The sequence below is a fragment of the Pirellulales bacterium genome, assembly GCA_035939775.1.
GTDB lineage: Bacteria > Planctomycetota > Planctomycetia > Pirellulales > DATAWG01 > DASZFO01.
Genome location: DASZFO010000345.1, coordinates 26,071 through 45,198, shown reverse-complemented (window position 1 = coordinate 45,198; position 19,128 = coordinate 26,071). Strand labels below are relative to the sequence as shown.

Sequence of the window (19,128 nt, the reverse complement as noted above, 5' to 3'; positions counted from 1 at the left end):
TCTTGCGGATTGCCGGCCGAGTCGTGCAGCACGACGCGCTCGATCAACTTCTTCAGGCCAAATCCAACGACACCCGTTGCGATCGTCGCCAGGATCAGCGCGGGGACCTGCTTGAGGAGCGGTTTCCAGCGGGACCAAAAGTAGACGAGCACGGAGAACATCGTCCCGGTGTGAAGCATGATCAGCAGGAAGGCCCATTGCACGTCGGCCTTGGCATCCGTGCCCAGATCGAACCCGATCAGCTTCGCGGCGATCGCCACATGAGCCGAACTGGAGACCGGGAGCAATTCGGCCGCGCCTTGGACAATTGCCAAAACCAGGATTTTCCAGACATGCCCGAAATCCATCGATCGCTCCCGTTGATAAATAACGCGCCCTGCGTGCCCTTGGTGGTTAAACCGGGCTGATTCGCTTGTGCGCACAGGAAAATATAGCTTCACCGGGCGACGCGGTGGAACAGCAATGCCGCTTGGCTTTTCGCCATTCACCACTTCCACGGCTTGCCCCTGTTCGGTCCATCGCGGTTTTGTCATAATTCGGTTGTTTGAGGGCATTGCGACGAAGGGGAGGGGATGTTCAAGAATCTCAGCACCGAGGGGATCGGCGTCTCAGGGCGCCAAAGCGAAATCATCGAATTGGCGTTGTCGTTCGGCTTCAAAGGGATCGACCTCGATCTCATCGATTTTCAGCAGCAGGTGAAGGCGCATGGCTTACCGCATTCGCGCCGGCTGCTCGATAGCGCTCGATTGAAGGTCGGCGCGTTTCGCTTGCCGCTCGTTTGGGACGACAGCGACGAAACGTACCAGCAAGGCGTGCGCGAACTGCCGGAACTTCTTCAGTTGGCCGCCGACCTCGGGGCCAAGCGGGCGGTGACTACGCTCGCTCCCGCCAACGACACCCGGCCCTACCACGAAAACTTTGAATTCCATCGCCGCCGGCTGGCGGAGATTGGCGGACTGTTGGCCCCAGCGGGGATGCGCTTGGGGATCGAGTTTGTCGCCCCGGCTGCGGCGCGAAAGAATCGAGCGTTCCAGTTCATTCATACGTTCGACGCCATAGTGACGCTCGTAAACATGATCCGTGCGCCGAACGTCGGCGCGGTCGTCGACCCCTGGCAGATTCACGCGGCCGGAAGCAGCCTCGATGACATTCGCAAGTTATCGGCGGATCGGATCGTCGCGGCTTATCTCTCGGACGCTCCCGCAGTCGCAGATTCGGCCGCGCTCACGGAGGCCGATCGCCTGCTGCCGGGCGAGACCGGCAAGATCGATTGCGCGGCGCTGCTGACGATGCTGGCGGAACTCGGCTTCGACGGCCCGATCTCGCCGCGTGCCCATCGCGATCGGCTGGCCGGCATGCGGCGCGAGCAGATCGTCAAGCTGGCGGGCGAGCGCGTGGATCAAGCCTGGAAATCCGCCGGCCTCAGCCCGGCGGGAAAGCTGGTGGCGGCGAAGAGATAAGTGGCGCGTGACGGTCGTCGTTCGCCAATAGCAAGAGACTCGCTCCGCGAGAGAGCGAGTCTCAGGTTTGTGCGGTGACAATTAACGTCAGCGCTAGTACGCACGAGGCCGGGCAGGCGCCGGCAATGGTTCGCCAGTTGGCGGACCCGATGGCGTATGGCCGGACGATGTGCCACGATCTTCGGTCGGCGGATTGGGGGCGCTAGGCTGATTCGGATTTACCGGATTGGCCCCGGATCCCTCAAAACTTTCCGGCCCGCTGGGACGCGTGGCCGTCGTCGGCACTTGCCCCCCCGCGTCGCCTAATAGATTCTGAGCGACGCGATCTTTCGGCATCTGGTCGACCACTTGGGCCAAATGCTCCTGGGCCTCGGCGCGATGCCCCATCGCCATGTAGAGGAAGCCGACGAGGAACTGCCCGCTCGCGTCCTTGGGATGTTCGCGGACGAACTTCTCTAGCGGACGAAACTGAGAGGTGAAACGATCGACATCGTTATAGAGCCCATAGATATGTCCCCAGCCAGGGACTCCGCGAATGCTCGCCACCGCATGCGCCTCGGCGGCTGCCGCTTGATAGTTGCCGGTGGCGAATGCGGACAAGCAGATCAAGGCGTGAGCTTCGGCGTTCTGCGGATCGTCAACGATCGCATGGCCTGCTAATCGCTGCGCCTCGCGATAGTTGCCGTTTTGGAAATTGGTAATGGCCTCGTCAAGATACTGATTGTCCCCCGCCGCTGCCGTCGTCGATTGGCTCCCTTCAACGCCGCCGGATGGCTGATTCATGGCGTAATAATCGGGCTGGGCGTAATCGTAGCCATAGTAGGCCGGGTAGCCGGAGTAGCCGTTCCAATAGCCCGGATACCAATTTCCCCAATACGCGCCGAGCAAAGGCGCAACGCCCCACCACCACCAACCATTATTGCGGCCGTTCCAACCGCCGTTCCAACCACGGTTCCAACTCCCGTTGTTCCAACCGCGATTTTCGAACGCCCAATTCCCGCTATTGAAGTTCCGGACGCCTCCAGTACCGTTAAACGTTTGGCCGCCGCCATTCGTAAAGGCGCGAGTGCCCGCACTCGGTGCACTGAAAGCCCGAGCGCCACCGCTGGGCGCGCTAAACGCGCGAGCCCCGCCGCTTGGCGCGCTCATGCCGCGCCCGCCACCTCCTCCACCACCGCCGCCCCCGCCGGGGCCGCGTCCCCAGGCTGGGACGATACTAAATGCTGCAACAGCAGCCAGTGCGAGTCCGAATAGACCCGCTGTAATTATGCGTGACATAGTCATTCCTCCTTACTTTTCCGCTGGTGCCTCGCCAGATGGGTGTTCGCGACAAGCGAACTGGGGCACTTCACAGCGAAAGCACGTCGCCAAATCTCGTTGCATTACGGGAACCGAGCGATCCATTTTTCCTCCGGATTTAATCTGCAAAATCTGAGCCTGTTGGCAGGAAAGCGGCTCCATTGACAAAACACTCGGCCTGGACTAGGGTTAGGAAGGCTCGTTGTTGGGTGTTTTTGTGGGAGGGCGTTGAAAACGGGGATGGGCCGATCGCGAGGACGCCAACCGTGGCGAAATCGCGCTCCACGGCGACGACTAGGATCGTTAGCAGCCAAGCCCCTTTCTCAACGGACTCTTTGGTCAACGTGAGCGGCCGCGGAAAGGCCCGCGGTATCGCGGCAACGAGTTGTTGGCTTGATTCGGCTATCGCCGGCTGGCCACCCGCCTTGCCTGATGAAGATCTCCGATGGTCCGTTACTCGCCGCCCGATGCGGCTGAAGTTGCTCCGCTCGATTTGGCTGAATGCGAGCGACGAATTGAATACGTCTTCCGCGACAAGCTCTTGTTGCGGGCCGCGCTCACGCACGCCTCCGGCGCCGTGCACCGCCTCGGCTCCAACGAGCGGCTCGAGTTTCTCGGCGACGCGATCATGGGAGCAGTTGTCTGCGAGAATCTCTTCCACCAGTATCCCGAATACCTGGAGGGGGACTTGACGAAGATCAAGTCGGTGGTCGTGAGTCGCACGACCTGCACCAAGATGAGCGAGGCGCTGGGGCTGGAAGAGTTCTTGATTCTTGGCAAGGGGATGTCCACGCACGCGCGCGTGCCGCCGTCGGTGCTGGCGGACGTGTTCGAGTCGCTCGTCGCGGCAATTTACCTCGATGGCGGCGATGCGGCCGTGCGAAGTTTCATCACCAGACACATCGGCCCGGAGATCGAGTTGGCGGTCAGCGGCGAACTCGGGGGCAACTACAAATCGCTGTTGCAGCAAGTGGCCCAGCGCGAACACGGCACGACGCCGATCTATCAACTGCTCGACGAGAAGGGCCCCGATCACAGCAAATGCTTCAAGATCTCGGCCCAAATCGGCCAGCAGCGCTATCGCCCCGCCTGGGGCCGCAACAAAAAGGAAGCCGAGCAGCGCGCCGCCCGAAATGCACTGAGCGAGCTGAGCGGCGAAGCGATCCCGTTTCCTTCGGATTAAGACGGACTCAGAGCCTATCCGAGAACCGCCGGGGACTGTCCCCCTTTTGCGCAGTCCGCGGAGCAAAACGGGGACTGTCCCCTTTGCCCAGGCGGTTCTCGGATAGGCTCTTAGCCGCCTTTCGCTTGCATTTCCGCCGCCATGCGGTTGTGCATCTCCTCGGGCGGCACGTCTTCGATGTGCGTGCCGATGTGCCAGGTGTGGCCGAAGGGGTCTTCCAGCGTCCCCGAGCGATCGCCGTAGAACTGGTTCTTGAGCGGTCGCATGACTTTTCCGCCGGCGGCGATAGCCTTATTGAACCGTGCATCGACATCTTCGACGTATAGCAATATGCTGGTCGCCGTGCCCCCGATCGTTTTCGGGCTGCGAGCGCCCATCTCGGGGAATTCGTCGGCAAGCATGAGAATCGAGTTGCCGATCTTGATCTCGGCATGGCCGATCTTTCCGTTTGGCATTGGCATCCGAAACAGCTCGGTGGCGCCGAACGCCCGCTTGTAGAAATCGATCGCTCCGGCTGCGTCGCTGACGATCAAATACGGCGTCGCGGTGTGATAACCGTCGGGAATTGGCTTGACGGACATGGTGATGATCTCCTTTTAGTGGTGATGGTCGTGTTTCCTGACAAAGACTTTGCGTCGGTCGTCCGAAGCTACCCGGCATTCGCTGCCGCTTGAGCTGCCGCCGCCGCGGCGGCGGCTTGCTCGATCATGGTTTGCGAACTCTGTCCGCGGACGGAGAGCAGCGAGGCCGGCGACCCCGCGCCATAGCCCTTCAGCGGATTGTTCCAGAGAATCTCGCCGCTGAGCGGATCAAGACAATAAATATAGCCATTGGTGGAAACGATCAGCCGGTCGCCGTCGAGCAGCAGCGTGACGTAACCCCTCTTCATCTGATTGTTCGACCAGACGATTTCCCCCGTCTCTCGGTCCAAAGCCACGGCATAGCCGTTGAGGCCGACGAAAATCAGTTGCTCGATCTTCATTGGAGGCGACTCCTATTCTGTGGCTCGCTTAAGTCGGCGGTAGGGAACCCAGAACCCAATCGCGCCGCCCAGCACGATCATTAGGAATGTAATCGGTTGGAGATCTCCCAAATGTCTGAAATAGAACCCGAGGCTGTCATCAGCGTTGAACGGTCGAAAGTTCCACTCGGCGACGAGTCCGAGCGCGGTAGCCGTCACGCCACAGATGATTGCTACAAAGATCGAGCGATTGAAAACCCAGCCCGCGCCGATCCCCATCAATCCGCCAGGCAGCACGAGCGCATAAAACCCTTGACCAAGCAACCAGCCGAAACCGAAAAAGCCGATCGTTCCACCCACGATCGCCCCGGCCAGCGCGAGCAGATTATCTTTCATGAGGCCGCCCACCGAAGTGACGCTTGCCCGACAATTAAAAATCGAGACTAGCGGATTTGGCCGCGAACTGCAATCGACTGCCAATCGATCGATCAATGGGACGAGTCAATTTCGGCATGTCGCGTCGATCCACCCAATCTCCCGGGCAAGTCAGCCGTCAGCGAGCGCGATCCTCTTTCTCGTATGGCGTTAGCAACCGTTTGAGCGCCTTGACGATTTCGTCATACTCCGTTGCCTTCGACCGGTCAACGATTAGAGAGTTTTCCGGCGGCAGGGTTATGTCAAATGACAAGCTCCCGAGATAATGCGTCGGTAGCGACCGCAGCTCGGCGCGATTCCAGAGCAACGCGTATTCCAAGATCAACCGCCGATCGCGCTCGTCCCTGGCGCGAAAGGCCGAGGGCGGAATCGGCGACCCGCCTTTGTGCGCCCAGGGGATGTCGCGCAGCTTGCGCTCGAAGTCGGTTCGCGATTTCGTGCCTTCTTCGTTCTTCTGCCGCGCGGCCGCGTATTGCTCAGGCGTTAGGAAAGGGCATACGGCAAGCACGATTTCGACCTGACGTGACTCCTTGAATGGCTCTTGCCCGGGCGCGGCGCCGGGAAACTGCGTCTCAATGCTCAGCTTGTCGGCGCTGCTGATTACCAAGGCTGGTTTCTCAACGTCGGCTCGCGGCGACTCGCGAAACGCGGGATCGATGGTCGCGGTCCAGCCAGCAGGTAGATTGCGCTGAATCTCCGATTGCAGCCGTTCAAGGGAGTCGGCGTCCTGTTGCTCGGCTCCGCGCGCCGCGCAAGCCAGGGCCAGGCAAACCGCCGTCGCCAGCAGCACTGAATTCCTTGCGCGCCGCGACACGCTCCCACTGAGCATCCGTGACATGTCCGCGAATCTGAAGCGTTTCATGGTTGTGCCTCCGAATGATCGAGTTGTCCCAACGACGACTTGAGGTTAGCGAATCGCTGGAGAGGCCGCAATTCGACGAGATGGGATGTTACCGCCGCGTGACAATGGCTCAAACGACGCAACTGCCGCGCCCCCCGCGCATTCCCCTTTACGGACGTTGCGCGGTTAAGGATAATGCCGTAACTTAAATCATGATGGAGAGATTGGATCGCGATTGAGGCCAAAAAAGCAGGTTGCCGTCGCTGCGATGGATCGGGGCGGTATTGTTGACTGCACGTTCGCCATACAATTACACGTTGCGCAGCAATGCCGGCCGAGCAGATTGGCATCGGTCGCATGGCTTATCGCGAGGCTGATCTCGCGGTGAGGCATACCAAGCGATGCCTAGGTACAAGGGAACAGGCGGCCGGCGATGCCGGTTTTAAGACAAGTCGAGGTAATAAGTTATGGCCAGAGGTGAAATCAGCCATGGGGCCGGCGAAAAGGCCACCAACGGTGCGCCGGCGAACGGCAAGCACGTCGAACCGGTGGTCGATGGCAACGAAATAATCGAGCCGGAGGTCATGGAAGCTGAATTGCTGGATCCCGATGCCGATGCCGCGGCGACTCAGCCCGGCGAGGTCGAGGCGATCCCAGCCGGGGAAGTCCCCTCGGCAGCGATCGAAGACTCCGATCCGGCCGAAACGCAGGAATGGCTCGAATCGCTCCGCTATGTCCTGGAGAGCAAAGGGCCGGAGCGGGTTAACTACTTGCTCTCCGCGTTGGACGAATTGGCGCACCGCTCAGGGGTCGAGTTGCCGTTTGCGGCGACCACTCCTTACATCAACACCATCTCCGCCGATAAGCAGCCCCCGTATCCTGGCAACCGCGAGATCGAGCGCCGCATCAAGAGCATCATTCGCTGGAACGCGATGGCCATGGTCGTCCGGGCGAACAAGGATGCTTCTTTGGGTATCGGCGGCCATATTTCGACTTACGCCTCCGCCGCCACGCTGTATGAAGTCGCCTTCAACCATTTCTTCCACGGCAAGGGAGAAAACTTCTCCGGCGACCAGATCTATTTCCAAGGGCACGCATCCCCCGGGATCTATGCTCGGGCCTTTCTGGAAGGCCGGCTCACGGAAACGCAACTCAAGAACTTCCGCCGCGAGTTGGCCAAGGGGGGCGGGTTATCGTCGTATCCGCACCCTTGGCTCATGCCCGAGTTTTGGGAATACCCGACTGTCTCGATGGGTCTGGGACCGATCCAGGCCATCTACCACGCGAGGTTCAATAAGTATCTGCAAGATCGCGGGCTGAAGGACACTAGCGGCGCGCACGTGTGGGCTTTCCTCGGCGACGGCGAATGCGACGAGCCGGAGACGCTCGGCGCGATCACGCTCGCCTCGCGGGAGAATCTCGATAACCTGATCTTCGTCATCAACTGCAATCTCCAGCGCCTCGATGGCCCCGTGCGCGGCAATGGCAAGATCATTCAGGAACTCGAAGGCATCTTCCGCGGCGCCGGCTGGAACGCGATCAAGGTGCTGTGGGGCGACGATTGGGAAGAGCTGCTGGCAAAAGACGAGAGCGGACTGTTAGTCAAGCGGATGGGTGAGGTCGTGGACGGCGAGTATCAAAAGTACAATGTCATGCCCGGCTCCTATATCCGCGAGCAGTTCTTCGGAAAGTATCCCGAGCTGCTGGAGATGGTTAGCCATCTGTCCGACGAGAAGCTGAAAAAACTCCGCCGCGGCGGGCACGATCCGGAGAAGGTCTACGCCGCCTACAAGGCGGCCGTCGAATGCAAAGGCAAGCCGACGGTGATCCTCGCCAAGACGATCAAGGGCTATGGCCTGGGCGAAGTCGGCGAGGGTCGCAACGCCACGCACCAGCAGAAAAAGCTCAACGAAGATGAGCTGCGCGAATTCCGCTCGCGGTTCGGCATCCCGATCTCCGACGACGAAGTGGCGAAGGCCCCGTTCTATCGCCCGGCCGACGATTCACCGGAGATGAAGTATCTCCACGAGCGCCGCCAATCGCTGGGGGGCTACGTGCCGGGCCGGCCGATGGTGCCGCTGCCGCTCAAGACGCCGAAGCTCGCCGAGTACAAGGCGTTCATCGACAAGAGTGTCGGTCGCGAGATCTCCACTACGACCGGCGTCGTCTCCTTGATGGGAACGCTCCTGCGAGACAAGAAGATCGGCAAGTTCATCGTGCCGATCGTGCCCGACGAATCGCGCACCTTCGGCATGGAGGCGCTCATCACGCAATGCGGGATCTATAGCCATGCCGGCCAGTTATATGAACCGGTCGACTCGGGCCAATTGGTCTATTACCGCGAAGCGACCGACGGCCAGATTCTCGAGGAAGGGATCACCGAGGCCGGTTCGATGGCTTCGTTCGTCGCCGCCGGCACGTCGTATGCCACGCACGGAGTGACGATGATCCCGATGTTCATCTACTATTCGATGTTCGGCTTCCAACGGATCGGCGATCAGATTTGGGCAGCGCTCGATTCGCGGGCCAAGGGTTTCCTGCTCGGCGGCACGGCTGGCCGCACGACGCTCGCCGGCGAGGGCTTGCAGCATCAGGATGGCAATAGCCACCTGTTCGCGATCGCCTATCCGAACATTCGCAGCTACGATCCGGCGTTCGTCTACGAATCGACCGTAATCATTCTCGACGGCATGCACCGGATGTATGAAAAGTGCGAAGACGCGATCTACTACATCACCATCGGCAACGAAAACTACAAGATGCCGCCGATGCCCGAGGGGGTTGAAGAAGGGATCGTCCGCGGAATTTACCGGCTGTCGAGCTTGGAGGTCGGGGGGCAGGGGCCGCGCGTGCAGCTCTTCGGCAGCGGGGCGATCCTGCGCGAAGTGCAGCGGGCGCAGGCAATTCTGGCCGAGAAGTATGGCGTGTCGAGCGACGTGTGGAGCGTCACGAGCTACAAGGAACTCCGCCGCGACGCCAATGCCTGCCGCCGCTGGAACATGCTCCATCCGACCGAGCCGCCGCGGCAATCGTATTTCGAAAAAGCGATCGCGGGGGCGAAAGGCCCGTTCATCGCCGCCTCCGACTACGTGCGAGCAGTGCCCGAGCAGCTTGATCCCTGGGTTCCCGGCGGCTTGTTCGTGCTGGGAACCGACGGCTTCGGCCGCAGCGAGTCCCGCCCTGCCCTGCGTCGGTTCTTCGAGGTCGATGCAGAATGCGTGACGATCGCTGCGCTGACTCGCTTGGCCGACCATGACCTATTCGACCGTGCCAAAATCGCCACAGCCATCCACGACCTCGGCATCGACCCGGAAAAATCCGACCCCTTCGCCTCGTAGCCAACCATCAGTCTGGCAGGCACAGCGTGCCCAACGACATTCGTACTTCGCACTTCGTACTTCGTACTTAATTGCCATGCCTGATTTCAAGCTGCCGGACCTCGGTGAAAACATTGCCTCGGGCGACGTGGTGAGCCTGCTGGTCAAAGAAGGGGACGTTGTCAAACCTCAGCAGGAGGTGATCGAGGTCGAGACCGAGAAGGCGGTCATTCCGGTCCCCACGCCGCTCGGCGGGCGGGTCACGAAGATTCACATCAAGCCGGGGGATACGGTGAAGGTCGGACAAGTGCTCCTCTCGCTCGAAGAGGCGGCACTCGCGGCCACGGCTAAGCCGCAAGCGGCGCCGAGTAAGCCAGCGGCTAAAGCCGAGTCGCCAGCCAAGGCGGCGCCCAAGCCCGCTCCCGCGAAACCGGCGCCCAGCAAGGCCGAAGCGCCGAGGGAGAAGCCGCGCACTGCGGCGCCGGCGGCCGAACGGCCCACTCCGGCCCCAACGGCGAAGGGAGACAACGGTCGTTCCGCAGCGCCGATGCCGCCTCGCGCCGCTCCCTTGGCCGCGCCGCAGGAGCCCGAAGACGAGACCCCAGCGGAGGGCCCTCCATCGCCGGCCGGTCCCGCCGTGCGCCGCTTGGCGCGCGAACTGGGCGTCGAACTGTCGCGCGTTCGCGGCACGGGGCCGGACGGCCGTATCTTGCGCGAGGACGTGATCGCCGCAGTCCGGCACGCCACCAGCTCCGCGCCCGCCGCTCCTCCCACCGGCACTCAGGACCGTGACGCCTGGGGACCCATCCGCCGCGAGGCAATGCCGAAGATTCGCAAGACGATCGCGGCCAACATGGTGCGGTCCGCCTTCACGATCCCGCACCTCACTAATTTCGACGACGCCGACATCACCGAATTGGAGCGAATCCGCAAAGGGAGCGTTGCCGATTACGCTGGCTCGAATGCCAAGCTCACGTCGCTCGTGTTCGTGATGAAGGCCGTGGCTTTGTCGCTTCGGCAGCATCCCATGTTGAATGCCTCGCTCGACATGGAGAACGGCCAGATCATTTACAAGGACTATGTGAACCTCGGGATCGCCGTCGACACGCCGCGCGGGCTGGTCGTGCCGGTCGTGCGCGACGTCGACAAGCTCACCATCCCACACATCGCCCAATCGCTTACCACGCTTGCCGAGAAGGCGAAGGCCACGCAATACACGCTCGACGACCTCCGCGGCGGGTCGTTCACGATCAGCAACCTCGGCGCCATCGGCGGCACCTACTCCACGCCGATCATCAACTTCCCCGAGGTGGCGGTTCTCCTCCTCGGTCGCTCGCGGAAGCTGCCGGTCGTGGTCGAAGACCGCATCGAGCCGCGGTTGATGATGCCGCTCAGCCTCTCGTACGACCATCGCCTGGTCGACGGCGCCGCCGCCGCCCGCTTTCTGAATGAAGTGATCGGCTATCTGCAATCGCCGGGAAGGCTTCTGCTGGCGCCGTGAAGTTAGCGGAAATACGCCACCGCATTGGCGAATACTCGCAGACCGTCGCCGGGCGTGCGAGCTTCGCCGCGGGTCCAGCGCGGGTGTTGCGATGGATCGACATGGCGCTCCGGGTGCGGCATGAGGCCGAAGATGCGACCGGTGGGATCGCAAACGCCCGCTACGTCGCGCTCGGCGCCGTTGGGGTTTTCGGGGTACGGGACAAGGGTTTGAGGAGCTTTCAAAACTGATGTAGTGGATGTGGCTGGGTCTTGTGGCGGTGCGTCTGCGCGGACTTGACGCACCCTACTAGGATCGCTTGCCGTATAGCGGAGCACGAGTTGTCCGGCGTGGTCTAGGTCGTCGAGCACGTCGGGGGAGCGGGCGGCGAACCGGCCTTCACCGTGGGCTATCGGCAGATACATCGAATCGATGCCGGCGAGAAAGACGCACTTGGAGCCGTCGGTCTTGAGCTGCACCCAGCGATCCTCGAACCGGCCGGAGCGGTTCCAAGCCAGCGTGGCCGGGGGGCCGTGCCGCCGGTCGTCCTCGAGCAGGATGCCCGAGTTGATGAGCACTTGAAAGCCGTTGCAGATGCCGAGGATCAGCTTGCCCGCCGCTCTGAATTCGCGCATGGCGTCGGCCAGGTGGTGCCGGATCAAATTGGCGAAGATGCGGCCGGAGGCGATGTCGTCGCCGAAGCTGAAGCCGCCCGGAATGCAAAGGATTTGATGCTGGTTGCAAAGGCTCGGCTGTTCGAGCAGGCGATTAATGTGGAGCACCTCGGTCCGTCCGCCGGAGAGCGAAAACGCGTGCGCGGTCTCGCCGTCGCAGTTCGTGCCGGGCGCCCGCAGGATCAAAACGCGTGGTTGAACCATTGCAACGTATTTGAGGTCAGGGGTCGAGACGGACGTAGTGTAGCAGGCACACTCCGTGTGCCGTCCGCCGCCGCGTCGGGTTACGCCATACGGCGTGTGCCCACTACAGTTACCAGCGAAGCGGCTTCTGCCAGGCTTCCTTCAAGTCCGTTAAACTGGCATCGATTACATGGAACGGATTGGCCGGGTCAACGTTTACGATTTGGAGTTTCGGCTCGGCGATGACCTCGCCCACGGCGGCGTGCGGCACGTCGCCGAGCATCGATTCGAAGTGCCCCACCGCATCTTGAGGGACCTCGCAGAGGAACCGCGTATTCGATTCGGCGAACAATAGAAGGGCGTTGATGATCGACGGACTGTTCGCGGTCGCGGCGCTCTCCAGCGCGGTTAGGTCCAGTTGATTGGGCACTTGTTCGAGGAAAATCCGCGCCCCCAGGCCGCCGGCAAACGCCATTTCCGCCGCGGCGACGGCCAGTCCGCCTTCGCTGAGATCGTGGCAAGAGCGAACCAATCGCAATTCAATTGCCTTGTGCAGCGCGGCGAACGTCGCTTTCGCCAATAGGGCGTTCACTTTCGGCACATGCCCGCCCGCAAGTTTCTCGACGAGGGCCAGATGCGATCCGCCGAGTTCGTCTTTCGTCGCGCCGACTTGATACAGCACGTTGCCCACGTGCTTCAAGTCCATCGTCACCGCGAGGCTTACGTCCGCAATCTGGCCGAGCGCGCTAATCAACAGCGACGGCGGGATTACGATCGTTTGCTTGACGCCCGCCGCGTCGGTGAAGCGGAATTCGTTGTTGAGGCTGTCCTTGCCGCTGATGAACGGGGTGCCGAGCGCGACGGCCAGATCGTGGCAGGCAAGCGCCGCCCGCACCAATGAGCCAAGCGTTTCGGGGCGCTCGCAATCGCCCCAACAGAAGTTGTCGAGAATCGCGATGCGCTCCGGATCGGCCCCGACCGCGACGCAGTTGCGAATCGCCTCGTCGATGGCGTTGGCGGCCATGTGATACGTGTCAAAGTCGCCGTAGCGCGGATTCATCCCGCAGGCGACGACCAACCCGCGCCGCGACGAGAGCACCGGCCGAACGACGGCCGCATCGCTCGGGCCGTCGTTGCTCGCGCCGACCAACGGCTTGACGACGCTTCCGCCTTGCACCTCGTGATCGTATTGCCGGATCACCCATTCCTTGCTGCACACATTCAGCGAGCCGAGAATCTTGAGAAGCTGATCGGAGAAGTTCGTCGAATGAGCGAGTGCGGCGGGCCAGTGCAGCGCCGCCGTTTCGGTGGGAGCGTAGGCCGCGTCGCGGACCACTGGCGGCCGCCCGCCGTGCAGGAATTCCATTGCCAAATCGGCCGCTTCCTGGTCGCCGTACTTTAGCTTCAGCCGGCCGGTGGGCACGAACTGACCGATCACCGTGGCTTCGACCCCTTCCGATTCACAAAGCGCCGATAACTCCGGCCAATTCCGCGGCGGCACCGCGAGCACCATCCGCTCTTGGGCCTCAGATATCCAAATCTCGGTATACGAGAGGCCCTGATACTTGAGCGGGGCGCGATCGAGCCACACCTCCGCGCCGATCTTCTCTCCCATCTCGCCGACGGCGCTCGAAAAACCTCCGGCGCCGCAATCGGTGACGGCGCTGTACAGCCCGCGGTCGCGCGCGGCGAGCAGCACGTCGAGCAGCATCTTTTCGGTGATTGCGTTGCCGATTTGCACCGCCCCGCCGGAAAGAGATTCACTTTGGCTCGTGAGTTCGGCGGAGCTGAAAGTCGCCCCGTGGATGCCGTCACGACCGGTCCGGCCGCCGACCACGACGATCTGGTCTCCCGGCTGCGGAGCCTTGTGCGATTTGTCGCGGGGTAAAAGTCCGACGCTGCCGCAGAAAACGAGCGGATTGCCGAGATATCTAGGATCGAAATAGATCGCTCCATTTACCGTGGGGATACCCATCCGGTTGCCGTAATCGCGCACTCCCGAGACGACCCCTTTCATTACCCGCCGCGGGTGCAAGACGCCGGCAGGCGCGGTGTCGGAAGAGGTCTCCGGCGGTGCGAAGCAGAAAACGTCGGTGTTGCAAACGGGTTTCGCGCCGAGCCCCGTGCCGATAGAATCGCGAATCACGCCGCCGAGGCCCGTATTCGCGCCGCCGTAGGGCTCTAGGGCCGATGGATGGTTGTGCGTCTCGACTTTGAACACGATGTTGGTTTGCTCGTCGAAGCGAATCACTCCGGCATTGTCCTCAAAAACGCTGACGCACCAATCCTCCTGGCCGCGCTCCCGCCGCGCTTTGCGAATCTCCTGCGTGGCGGCGAAGATCGTCTCCTTGAGCATGTTCTCGAAACGCCGAAGACCCTCCGGTCCGCGGTAAGCGATCCGCCCCGCCAGCGTCTTGTGGCTGCAATGCTCGCTCCAGGTTTGGGCGAGAGTTTCCAATTCGGCGTCGGTCGGCTCGCGCCCCAACGCACGAAAGTATTCTTGAATCGCCTGCATTTCCGCCAACGATAGATAAAGCTGCCCCTCGCGACTCAGCCGCATCAAGGCCGACTCGTCCATTCCCGAGAGCGGCACGCGGACCAACTTGAAACAATACTCCGAGCCGAATTCCAATCGCTCGAAATTGAGCGGGCCGACGATGACTTGCTCGATCGCGTCGTTGGCAAGCACCTTCGTCAGCAGCAGGCGAAACCGATCTTCGGTCAAATCGCCGAGCCAGTATTTTCGCAGCGTGCGGACCGCCTCGGCCTCAAGGCCGAAATCCCGGATCGCAGAAAGCGTGCTTTGGGCTACGGGGTCCATCACGCCCGGTTTGGGCAGGACATGGACCAGACGAAACCGCGGGGATGCCACCTGTCCGGTCCCCTCTCCCTTTGGGAGAGGGAGTGTTGCGAGGGAAGCGTCGCCCACGGGCGCCACGATAGCTCGTTCGACGACCGGGTCGGCCAGCAGTTCGCGAGCCAGCCGCGAAACGTCGTCGTGGCTCAGTTCGCCTTGAATCAGATGGCCGACGGCGGCCGTCACGCGAAGGTCTTGGGCCAGCCCGAAGTCGGCGGCATCGGCCGAAATCCCGCGCGCGGCGCGATCCGGCTGTCCCTCGGCCGGATAGATGTCAACTTCCCACAGCATCGCGGATCGCTTTGGCTTCCGCCAAGAGCCGCTGGAGAGTTTTCGAATCGCTCCGTTCCAGGGCCGTCTTGGCTCTTTGCATCGTTTTCTCAAACCGGGCCAACGACTTCAAGACGTTTCGCTTGTTATCCAGCAGAATTTGCGCCCACAACTCGGGGTCGCCGGCCGCGATTCGCGTCGTATCTTGCCAGCCGGTCGCGGTTAATGGCAAATCGGCGCGCGGCGTCACTCCGGCCAATAGCGATGCCAGAAGATGCGGAAGATGACTGGTCGAGGCTAGAGCCGCGTCGTGGTCCTTGGGGTTCATCATGAACACCGTGGCCCCAAGCGCCGACCAAAAATCGGCCGCATCCGCAGCGACTCCCTCGCGGGTCGTTGGACCTGGGGTGACAACCACGATTCGCCCCTCGAATAGATCGGCGCTGGCGGCCTCTGGGCCGGATTTTTCGCTGCCCGCCAGCGGATGGCTGCCAACGAAGCGAACCGACTCGGGAAGCTGGCCGTTCAAGATCTGCACGATCGTGGCCTTGGTGCTGCCCGCGTCGGTAATCAGCGCGCTTGGCCGGCAAGCTGACGAGGCTTGAAGGATTTGCTCGGGGATCTGTGCGATCGGAGTGCAGACGACCACGACATCCGCCTCCGCAACGCCTTGTTCGAGGCTGAGCGTCGTCGCGCTGACGGCTCCCATTGATTTCGCCTTTCGCAACGACGCCGCTCGTCGCCCGACGCCAATGACGCGCTCGGCCAATTCCCGCTCGCGCAGCGCCAGTCCGATCGAACCACCGATCAGGCCGACTCCGACAATGGTGACGGTTTTCCACATGCGAGACTGGGGTCGGAGGTCAATCGAAGGACTGAGACCGCTCGTTAGCCAGTTCGCTTGCGAACCGGAGGGCACTACCAAGCGAGGTTGGAGGTCAGAGGTTTGAATATGGAAAGCGCTGCATCGTCGATCGTAGTTTTGTACCATAAACTGGATCGAGCGAGCAGTGCCGGCGAAGTGACCGAGGTGGAACTACCGCCCAGGCGCGCCGTCCGACCTACGACCTCCGACTTCCGAACCTCCGCCATGAACTACGGACCCATCTTCACGCCGCTTCTCGCTGCCGCGCCGTTGAACGAACTGGGGTCGGGCCAGCCTGACCGCGCGCTGGCGAAGATCAAGACTTTGCCGCTTGAAGACGGGTTCGCGCCGCAGCGGATCGCGGATCGAGAGATGGCCGAGGCCTGCCGGGCTGGGTTGTTTCTGCTGTACGACTGCTTCGACGAATCGCATACGATCAGCCAGTCGATCGAGAACCCGAGCGGCAGCTACTGGCACGGCATTTTGCACCGCCGCGAGCCGGATTACGGCAACGCCAAATACTGGTTTCGCCGCGTCGGCGTCCATCCAGTTTTCGCACCATTGGCGGTCGCTGCCCGCGAATTGGCCGCGGCTGAGAAATTGGATCGAGCGTCCACCTTCCTCACCGAACAGACGACCTGGGATCCGTTCCGCTTCGTCGATCTGTGCGCAGCGGCTCAGGGGCAATCCGCGAGTGAGATGCTCTGCCGCCAGATTCAGCGGCGCGAGTGCGAATTGTTGTTTGACTATTGCTACAGGGCAGCCGTTGGCGCGGAGCCGATCCACTGAGCATGACTCAACAACCTGCTGCCAATGCGACGCGGCTTGGTTTATCATGGGACGATGACCCAGACGACAAAGCATAACCCAACGAACGATCTCGAAGATGAACAACATTGCGCACGACTCGGATGGCGGCATTTCAAATGAGCCTTCAGCGCCACGACGGCGGTTGCGAAGACGACTTCCGTTCGTCGCGATGTTGGCCGTCCTTGCTGCCACTGCCGAACCCGCTCGAACCGCGCCGCCGCGGCAGACGGAGCCAGTCGTAAAGGCCGCTGCGACGCATGGGGCCGTGCTCGGGCTGGTTGACGAGCAACCGAAGGACGGGCGGATCGTCAAGGCCGGGCACGGCTTCATGGTCCCTTACACGGCCAAGATCCCTGGGACCGACGTGCAGTTCGAGATGGTGCCGATCGCAGGCGGCCAATTCAAGATGGGAAGCCCGGATTCGGAAAAGGGGCGCAAGCCGGCCGAGGGACCGCAGTTCGACGTGACGATCGAGCCGTTTTGGATCGGCAAGTTCGAACTCACTTGGGGCGAGTACAAGGAGTTCATGAAGATCACGGATGTCTTCAAGGGTTTTGAGGGATTGCAGCCGCCGCTGCGCCCCGTGACGAAGGACAATCAAGCCGACGCCGTGACCGCCCCCTCGAACCTATACGACCCGACGTTCACGTTCCGCAATGGTCAGAAACCGCGGCTTCCGGCGGTCACCATGTCGCAATTCGCCGCCAAGCAATACACTAAGTGGCTCAGCCGACTTACCAGCGATTTCTATCGACTACCAACGGAAGCCGAGTGGGAATACGCCGCCCGTGCCGGCACGACGACCCCCTATTTCTATGGCGACGATCCGGCGCAGCTCGGCAAATACGCCTGGTATTTCGACAATTCCAACGAAACCACGCACGAGGTCGGCCAAAAGCTGCCGAATCCTTGGGGTCTTTACGACATCTACGGCAACGCCTCGGAATGGGTGCTCGACCAGAGTTTGCCGGAGGGATACAAGAAATTCGCCGGCCGCGCGACGAACTGGAAAGACGCGATCGTCTGGCCCACGAAACTGTTCCCGCGCGTGCTGCGCGGCGGCTCGTGGGACGCTGACGCCGTGGAATGCCGCTCGGCCTCGCGGCGCGAGTCGAGCGACGACGATTGGCGCGACACCGATCCGAATAGCCCCAAGAGCCCCTGGTGGTTCACGCAGCCCGAGGCGCTCGGCGTCGGATTTCGAATCATTCGGCCACTCAAGCCGGCGCCTGAGGCCGAGCGGAGCAAGTTTTGGGATGCCGACGTGACTTCGATCAGCGACGATGCCAAGGATCGCGTGGATCAAGGTCGCGGTGCTCGGGGGATCGTCGATCCGGCGCTGCCCGAGGCGGTCAAGAAGCTCGAAGCGAACGAGAAAGGTCGTTAGCAATGTGCGAAAGTCCAGGAAAAACGATGAACGGGAATCGAGGAAAGCGGGTATTGCGGCGGCTCTGGATCGGCACGATTCTGCTGGCGGCTTATGCGAGCCTTCTGGCCGCTTCCCCTCCGGATGCGGGATTCAAGATTCAATGGCTCCATCCGCGCCAGGTCGGCGACCGTCAGCGCGCCCATATCGTGCTGAATCGAACCTTGGAGCACGTCGTCAAGAAGGCAGACAAGGAACTCTCCCGCAAAGCGCAGAATTCGCGCACGGAATTCCAGGGCGACTATGAGGTCAATGAAGTCCGAGAGGATGGCTTTCCTTCCAAGCTGACCATTACGGTCGAAAAGGCGACGACGAAGATCGAACTCGCGGCGGCGATTGAGTTGGTCAAGCCCAAGACCGTCCTGATCGTTGAACGCAAGGACGAAAAAGACACGGTCGTGCCGGCCGATGAGTCGGTTAAGCTGTCTGACGACGCCCAACAGCTCTTGACCGCCTTGGCTTGGCTCGGCGGCCCGCAGAACGAAGCGAATTACCGCGGATTGCTCGATGCGGGCAAGCCGCAGAAAATCGGCGACCACTGGAACGTTAGCCCGTCGGCCGGGGCCAAGAAGATGGAGGGATTCGATCCGAGGCTCGAGGCCAAAGCCGTTTCGGGCATCGCCGAATTGACCAAACCGCCTCATGCTGAAGACTTCCTCGAAGTCAAATACGCCTTCTCGGCCAAGTCCGACAACGCTCCCGCCGGCGCGCCCCCCGACATGATGCCCGTCGGCGCCACGCAGAAGATCTCCGGCACGGTCCGCCTTCCGGCCGACAATTCCACCGGACTGGTGTCGTGCAGTGAGAGGATCATCACCGAGCGGAATTTCAAGACCAAACCGGGCGAATTGGAGCGGGACAAGACTCCACAGGAGCACATTTTCCGCCAGATCGAATCGGCCGAGGTGCGGATCGAATACGGGAAGAAGGGACCGGAGGTTGGGGATAAGGGACCGCGAAAAGGTGCCAGCGGCAAATGACGAGTTGTGAGCGAAGTCGTGATTCTATCGAAACTTCCGTTGACGTTCTTGTTCGCCCGCGATACATTTAAGTTGCCGTAGAAGGTT

The 19,128-nt window shown here is 61.7% G+C and carries 16 protein-coding genes; 7 read left to right on the top strand and 9 right to left on the bottom strand.

All coding sequences use genetic code 11. The features are described from left to right. Positions 1 to 347: undecaprenyl-diphosphate phosphatase (locus VGY55_22175; GenBank protein HEV2972691.1), on the bottom strand; the 347-nt coding region annotated here is incomplete at its 3' end. Between the two features lie 225 nt (positions 348 to 572). Between VGY55_22175 and VGY55_22170 the strand changes: the two genes are divergently transcribed. Beyond that, positions 573 to 1,460: a sugar phosphate isomerase/epimerase family protein gene (locus tag VGY55_22170; GenBank protein HEV2972690.1), complete on the top strand. Its 888-nt coding sequence runs from the start codon at positions 573 to 575 to the stop codon at positions 1,458 to 1,460. Positions 1,461 to 1,553: 93 nt separating this feature from the next. Here the strand turns inward: VGY55_22170 and VGY55_22165 are convergent, their stop codons facing one another. Then, positions 1,554 to 2,738, bottom strand: coding sequence for a hypothetical protein (locus tag VGY55_22165; GenBank protein HEV2972689.1), 1,185 nt, complete (start codon positions 2,736 to 2,738; stop codon positions 1,554 to 1,556). Positions 2,739 to 3,204: 466 nt separating this feature from the next. On the opposite strand from VGY55_22165, the gene rnc reads away from it, so the two are divergent. Beyond that, positions 3,205 to 3,942 carry a ribonuclease III gene (gene rnc / locus VGY55_22160; GenBank protein ID HEV2972688.1) on the top strand — a complete coding sequence of 246 codons (738 nt, stop codon included), beginning with the start codon at positions 3,205 to 3,207 and terminating at the stop codon, positions 3,940 to 3,942. A gap of 110 nt (positions 3,943 to 4,052) precedes the next feature. On the opposite strand, the gene VGY55_22155 is transcribed toward rnc, so the two are convergent. The 4 genes from VGY55_22155 to VGY55_22140 all read right to left on the bottom strand — a co-directional run bounded on the left by VGY55_22155 (position 4,053) and on the right by VGY55_22140 (position 6,200). Beyond that, positions 4,053 to 4,523, bottom strand: a complete 471-nt coding sequence (locus tag VGY55_22155) for a VOC family protein (GenBank protein ID HEV2972687.1) — start codon at positions 4,521 to 4,523, stop codon at positions 4,053 to 4,055. A gap of 68 nt (positions 4,524 to 4,591) precedes the next feature. After that, complete coding sequence (locus VGY55_22150; protein HEV2972686.1) at positions 4,592 to 4,924, bottom strand: PQQ-binding-like beta-propeller repeat protein; 333 nt, start codon at positions 4,922 to 4,924, stop codon at positions 4,592 to 4,594. A gap of 12 nt (positions 4,925 to 4,936) precedes the next feature. After that, entirely contained in the window at positions 4,937 to 5,299 is a 363-nt protein-coding gene (locus VGY55_22145; protein ID HEV2972685.1) for a hypothetical protein, read from the bottom strand. A gap of 157 nt (positions 5,300 to 5,456) precedes the next feature. Continuing rightward, entirely contained in the window at positions 5,457 to 6,200 is a 744-nt protein-coding gene (locus tag VGY55_22140; GenBank protein ID HEV2972684.1) for a hypothetical protein, read from the bottom strand. Positions 6,201 to 6,646: 446 nt separating this feature from the next. Between VGY55_22140 and aceE the strand changes: the two genes are divergently transcribed. Both aceE and VGY55_22130 read left to right on the top strand, forming a co-directional pair. Continuing rightward, entirely contained in the window at positions 6,647 to 9,517 is a 2,871-nt protein-coding gene (gene aceE, locus VGY55_22135) for a pyruvate dehydrogenase (acetyl-transferring), homodimeric type (GenBank protein ID HEV2972683.1), read from the top strand. A gap of 76 nt (positions 9,518 to 9,593) precedes the next feature. Continuing rightward, the gene (locus tag VGY55_22130) at positions 9,594 to 10,997 is read left to right on the top strand and encodes a 2-oxo acid dehydrogenase subunit E2 (GenBank protein ID HEV2972682.1); all 1,404 of its coding nucleotides are present in this window, start codon (positions 9,594 to 9,596) and stop codon (positions 10,995 to 10,997) included. Between the two features lie 2 nt (positions 10,998 to 10,999). On the opposite strand, the gene VGY55_22125 is transcribed toward VGY55_22130, so the two are convergent. The 3 genes from VGY55_22125 to VGY55_22115 form a co-directional block, all read right to left on the bottom strand. Next, positions 11,000 to 11,854 (bottom strand): phosphoribosylformylglycinamidine synthase subunit PurQ, encoded by an 855-nt coding sequence (locus tag VGY55_22125; protein ID HEV2972681.1) that lies wholly within the window; start codon positions 11,852 to 11,854, stop codon positions 11,000 to 11,002. Between the two features lie 109 nt (positions 11,855 to 11,963). Next, a complete protein-coding gene (gene purL / locus VGY55_22120; GenBank protein ID HEV2972680.1) occupies positions 11,964 to 14,981 on the bottom strand; it encodes a phosphoribosylformylglycinamidine synthase subunit PurL in 3,018 nt (1,005 codons plus the stop codon). Then, positions 14,965 to 15,804 carry a prephenate dehydrogenase/arogenate dehydrogenase family protein gene (locus VGY55_22115; GenBank protein HEV2972679.1) on the bottom strand — a complete coding sequence of 280 codons (840 nt, stop codon included), beginning with the start codon at positions 15,802 to 15,804 and terminating at the stop codon, positions 14,965 to 14,967. The genes purL and VGY55_22115 overlap by 17 nt, the downstream gene beginning before the upstream one ends. Positions 15,805 to 16,050: 246 nt before the next feature. On the opposite strand from VGY55_22115, the gene VGY55_22110 reads away from it, so the two are divergent. From VGY55_22110 to VGY55_22100, 3 genes are all read left to right on the top strand, one after another. After that, positions 16,051 to 16,614, top strand: coding sequence for a hypothetical protein (locus VGY55_22110; protein HEV2972678.1), 564 nt, complete (start codon positions 16,051 to 16,053; stop codon positions 16,612 to 16,614). Positions 16,615 to 16,804: 190 nt separating this feature from the next. Beyond that, a complete protein-coding gene (locus VGY55_22105; protein HEV2972677.1) occupies positions 16,805 to 18,022 on the top strand; it encodes a formylglycine-generating enzyme family protein in 1,218 nt (405 codons plus the stop codon). A 26-nt stretch (positions 18,023 to 18,048) separates the two neighbouring features. After that, the gene (locus tag VGY55_22100; GenBank protein ID HEV2972676.1) at positions 18,049 to 19,041 is read left to right on the top strand and encodes a hypothetical protein; all 993 of its coding nucleotides are present in this window, start codon (positions 18,049 to 18,051) and stop codon (positions 19,039 to 19,041) included. Positions 19,042 to 19,128: the final 87 nt, after the last annotated feature.

Coding starts and splice junctions, on each gene's coding strand:
- VGY55_22170 (HEV2972690.1), top strand. CDS start 573: ATGTTCAAGAATCTCAGCACCGAGGGGATCGGCGTCTCAGGGCGCCAA.
- VGY55_22165 (HEV2972689.1), bottom strand. CDS start 2,738: ATGTCACGCATAATTACAGCGGGTCTATTCGGACTCGCACTGGCTGCT.
- rnc (HEV2972688.1), top strand. CDS start 3,205: ATGGTCCGTTACTCGCCGCCCGATGCGGCTGAAGTTGCTCCGCTCGAT.
- VGY55_22155 (HEV2972687.1), bottom strand. CDS start 4,523: ATGTCCGTCAAGCCAATTCCCGACGGTTATCACACCGCGACGCCGTAT.
- VGY55_22150 (HEV2972686.1), bottom strand. CDS start 4,924: ATGAAGATCGAGCAACTGATTTTCGTCGGCCTCAACGGCTATGCCGTG.
- VGY55_22145 (HEV2972685.1), bottom strand. CDS start 5,299: ATGAAAGATAATCTGCTCGCGCTGGCCGGGGCGATCGTGGGTGGAACG.
- VGY55_22140 (HEV2972684.1), bottom strand. CDS start 6,200: ATGAAACGCTTCAGATTCGCGGACATGTCACGGATGCTCAGTGGGAGC.
- aceE (HEV2972683.1), top strand. CDS start 6,647: ATGGCCAGAGGTGAAATCAGCCATGGGGCCGGCGAAAAGGCCACCAAC.
- VGY55_22130 (HEV2972682.1), top strand. CDS start 9,594: ATGCCTGATTTCAAGCTGCCGGACCTCGGTGAAAACATTGCCTCGGGC.
- VGY55_22125 (HEV2972681.1), bottom strand. CDS start 11,854: ATGGTTCAACCACGCGTTTTGATCCTGCGGGCGCCCGGCACGAACTGC.
- purL (HEV2972680.1), bottom strand. CDS start 14,981: ATGCTGTGGGAAGTTGACATCTATCCGGCCGAGGGACAGCCGGATCGC.
- VGY55_22115 (HEV2972679.1), bottom strand. CDS start 15,804: ATGTGGAAAACCGTCACCATTGTCGGAGTCGGCCTGATCGGTGGTTCG.
- VGY55_22110 (HEV2972678.1), top strand. CDS start 16,051: ATGAACTACGGACCCATCTTCACGCCGCTTCTCGCTGCCGCGCCGTTG.
- VGY55_22105 (HEV2972677.1), top strand. CDS start 16,805: ATGTTGGCCGTCCTTGCTGCCACTGCCGAACCCGCTCGAACCGCGCCG.
- VGY55_22100 (HEV2972676.1), top strand. CDS start 18,049: ATGAACGGGAATCGAGGAAAGCGGGTATTGCGGCGGCTCTGGATCGGC.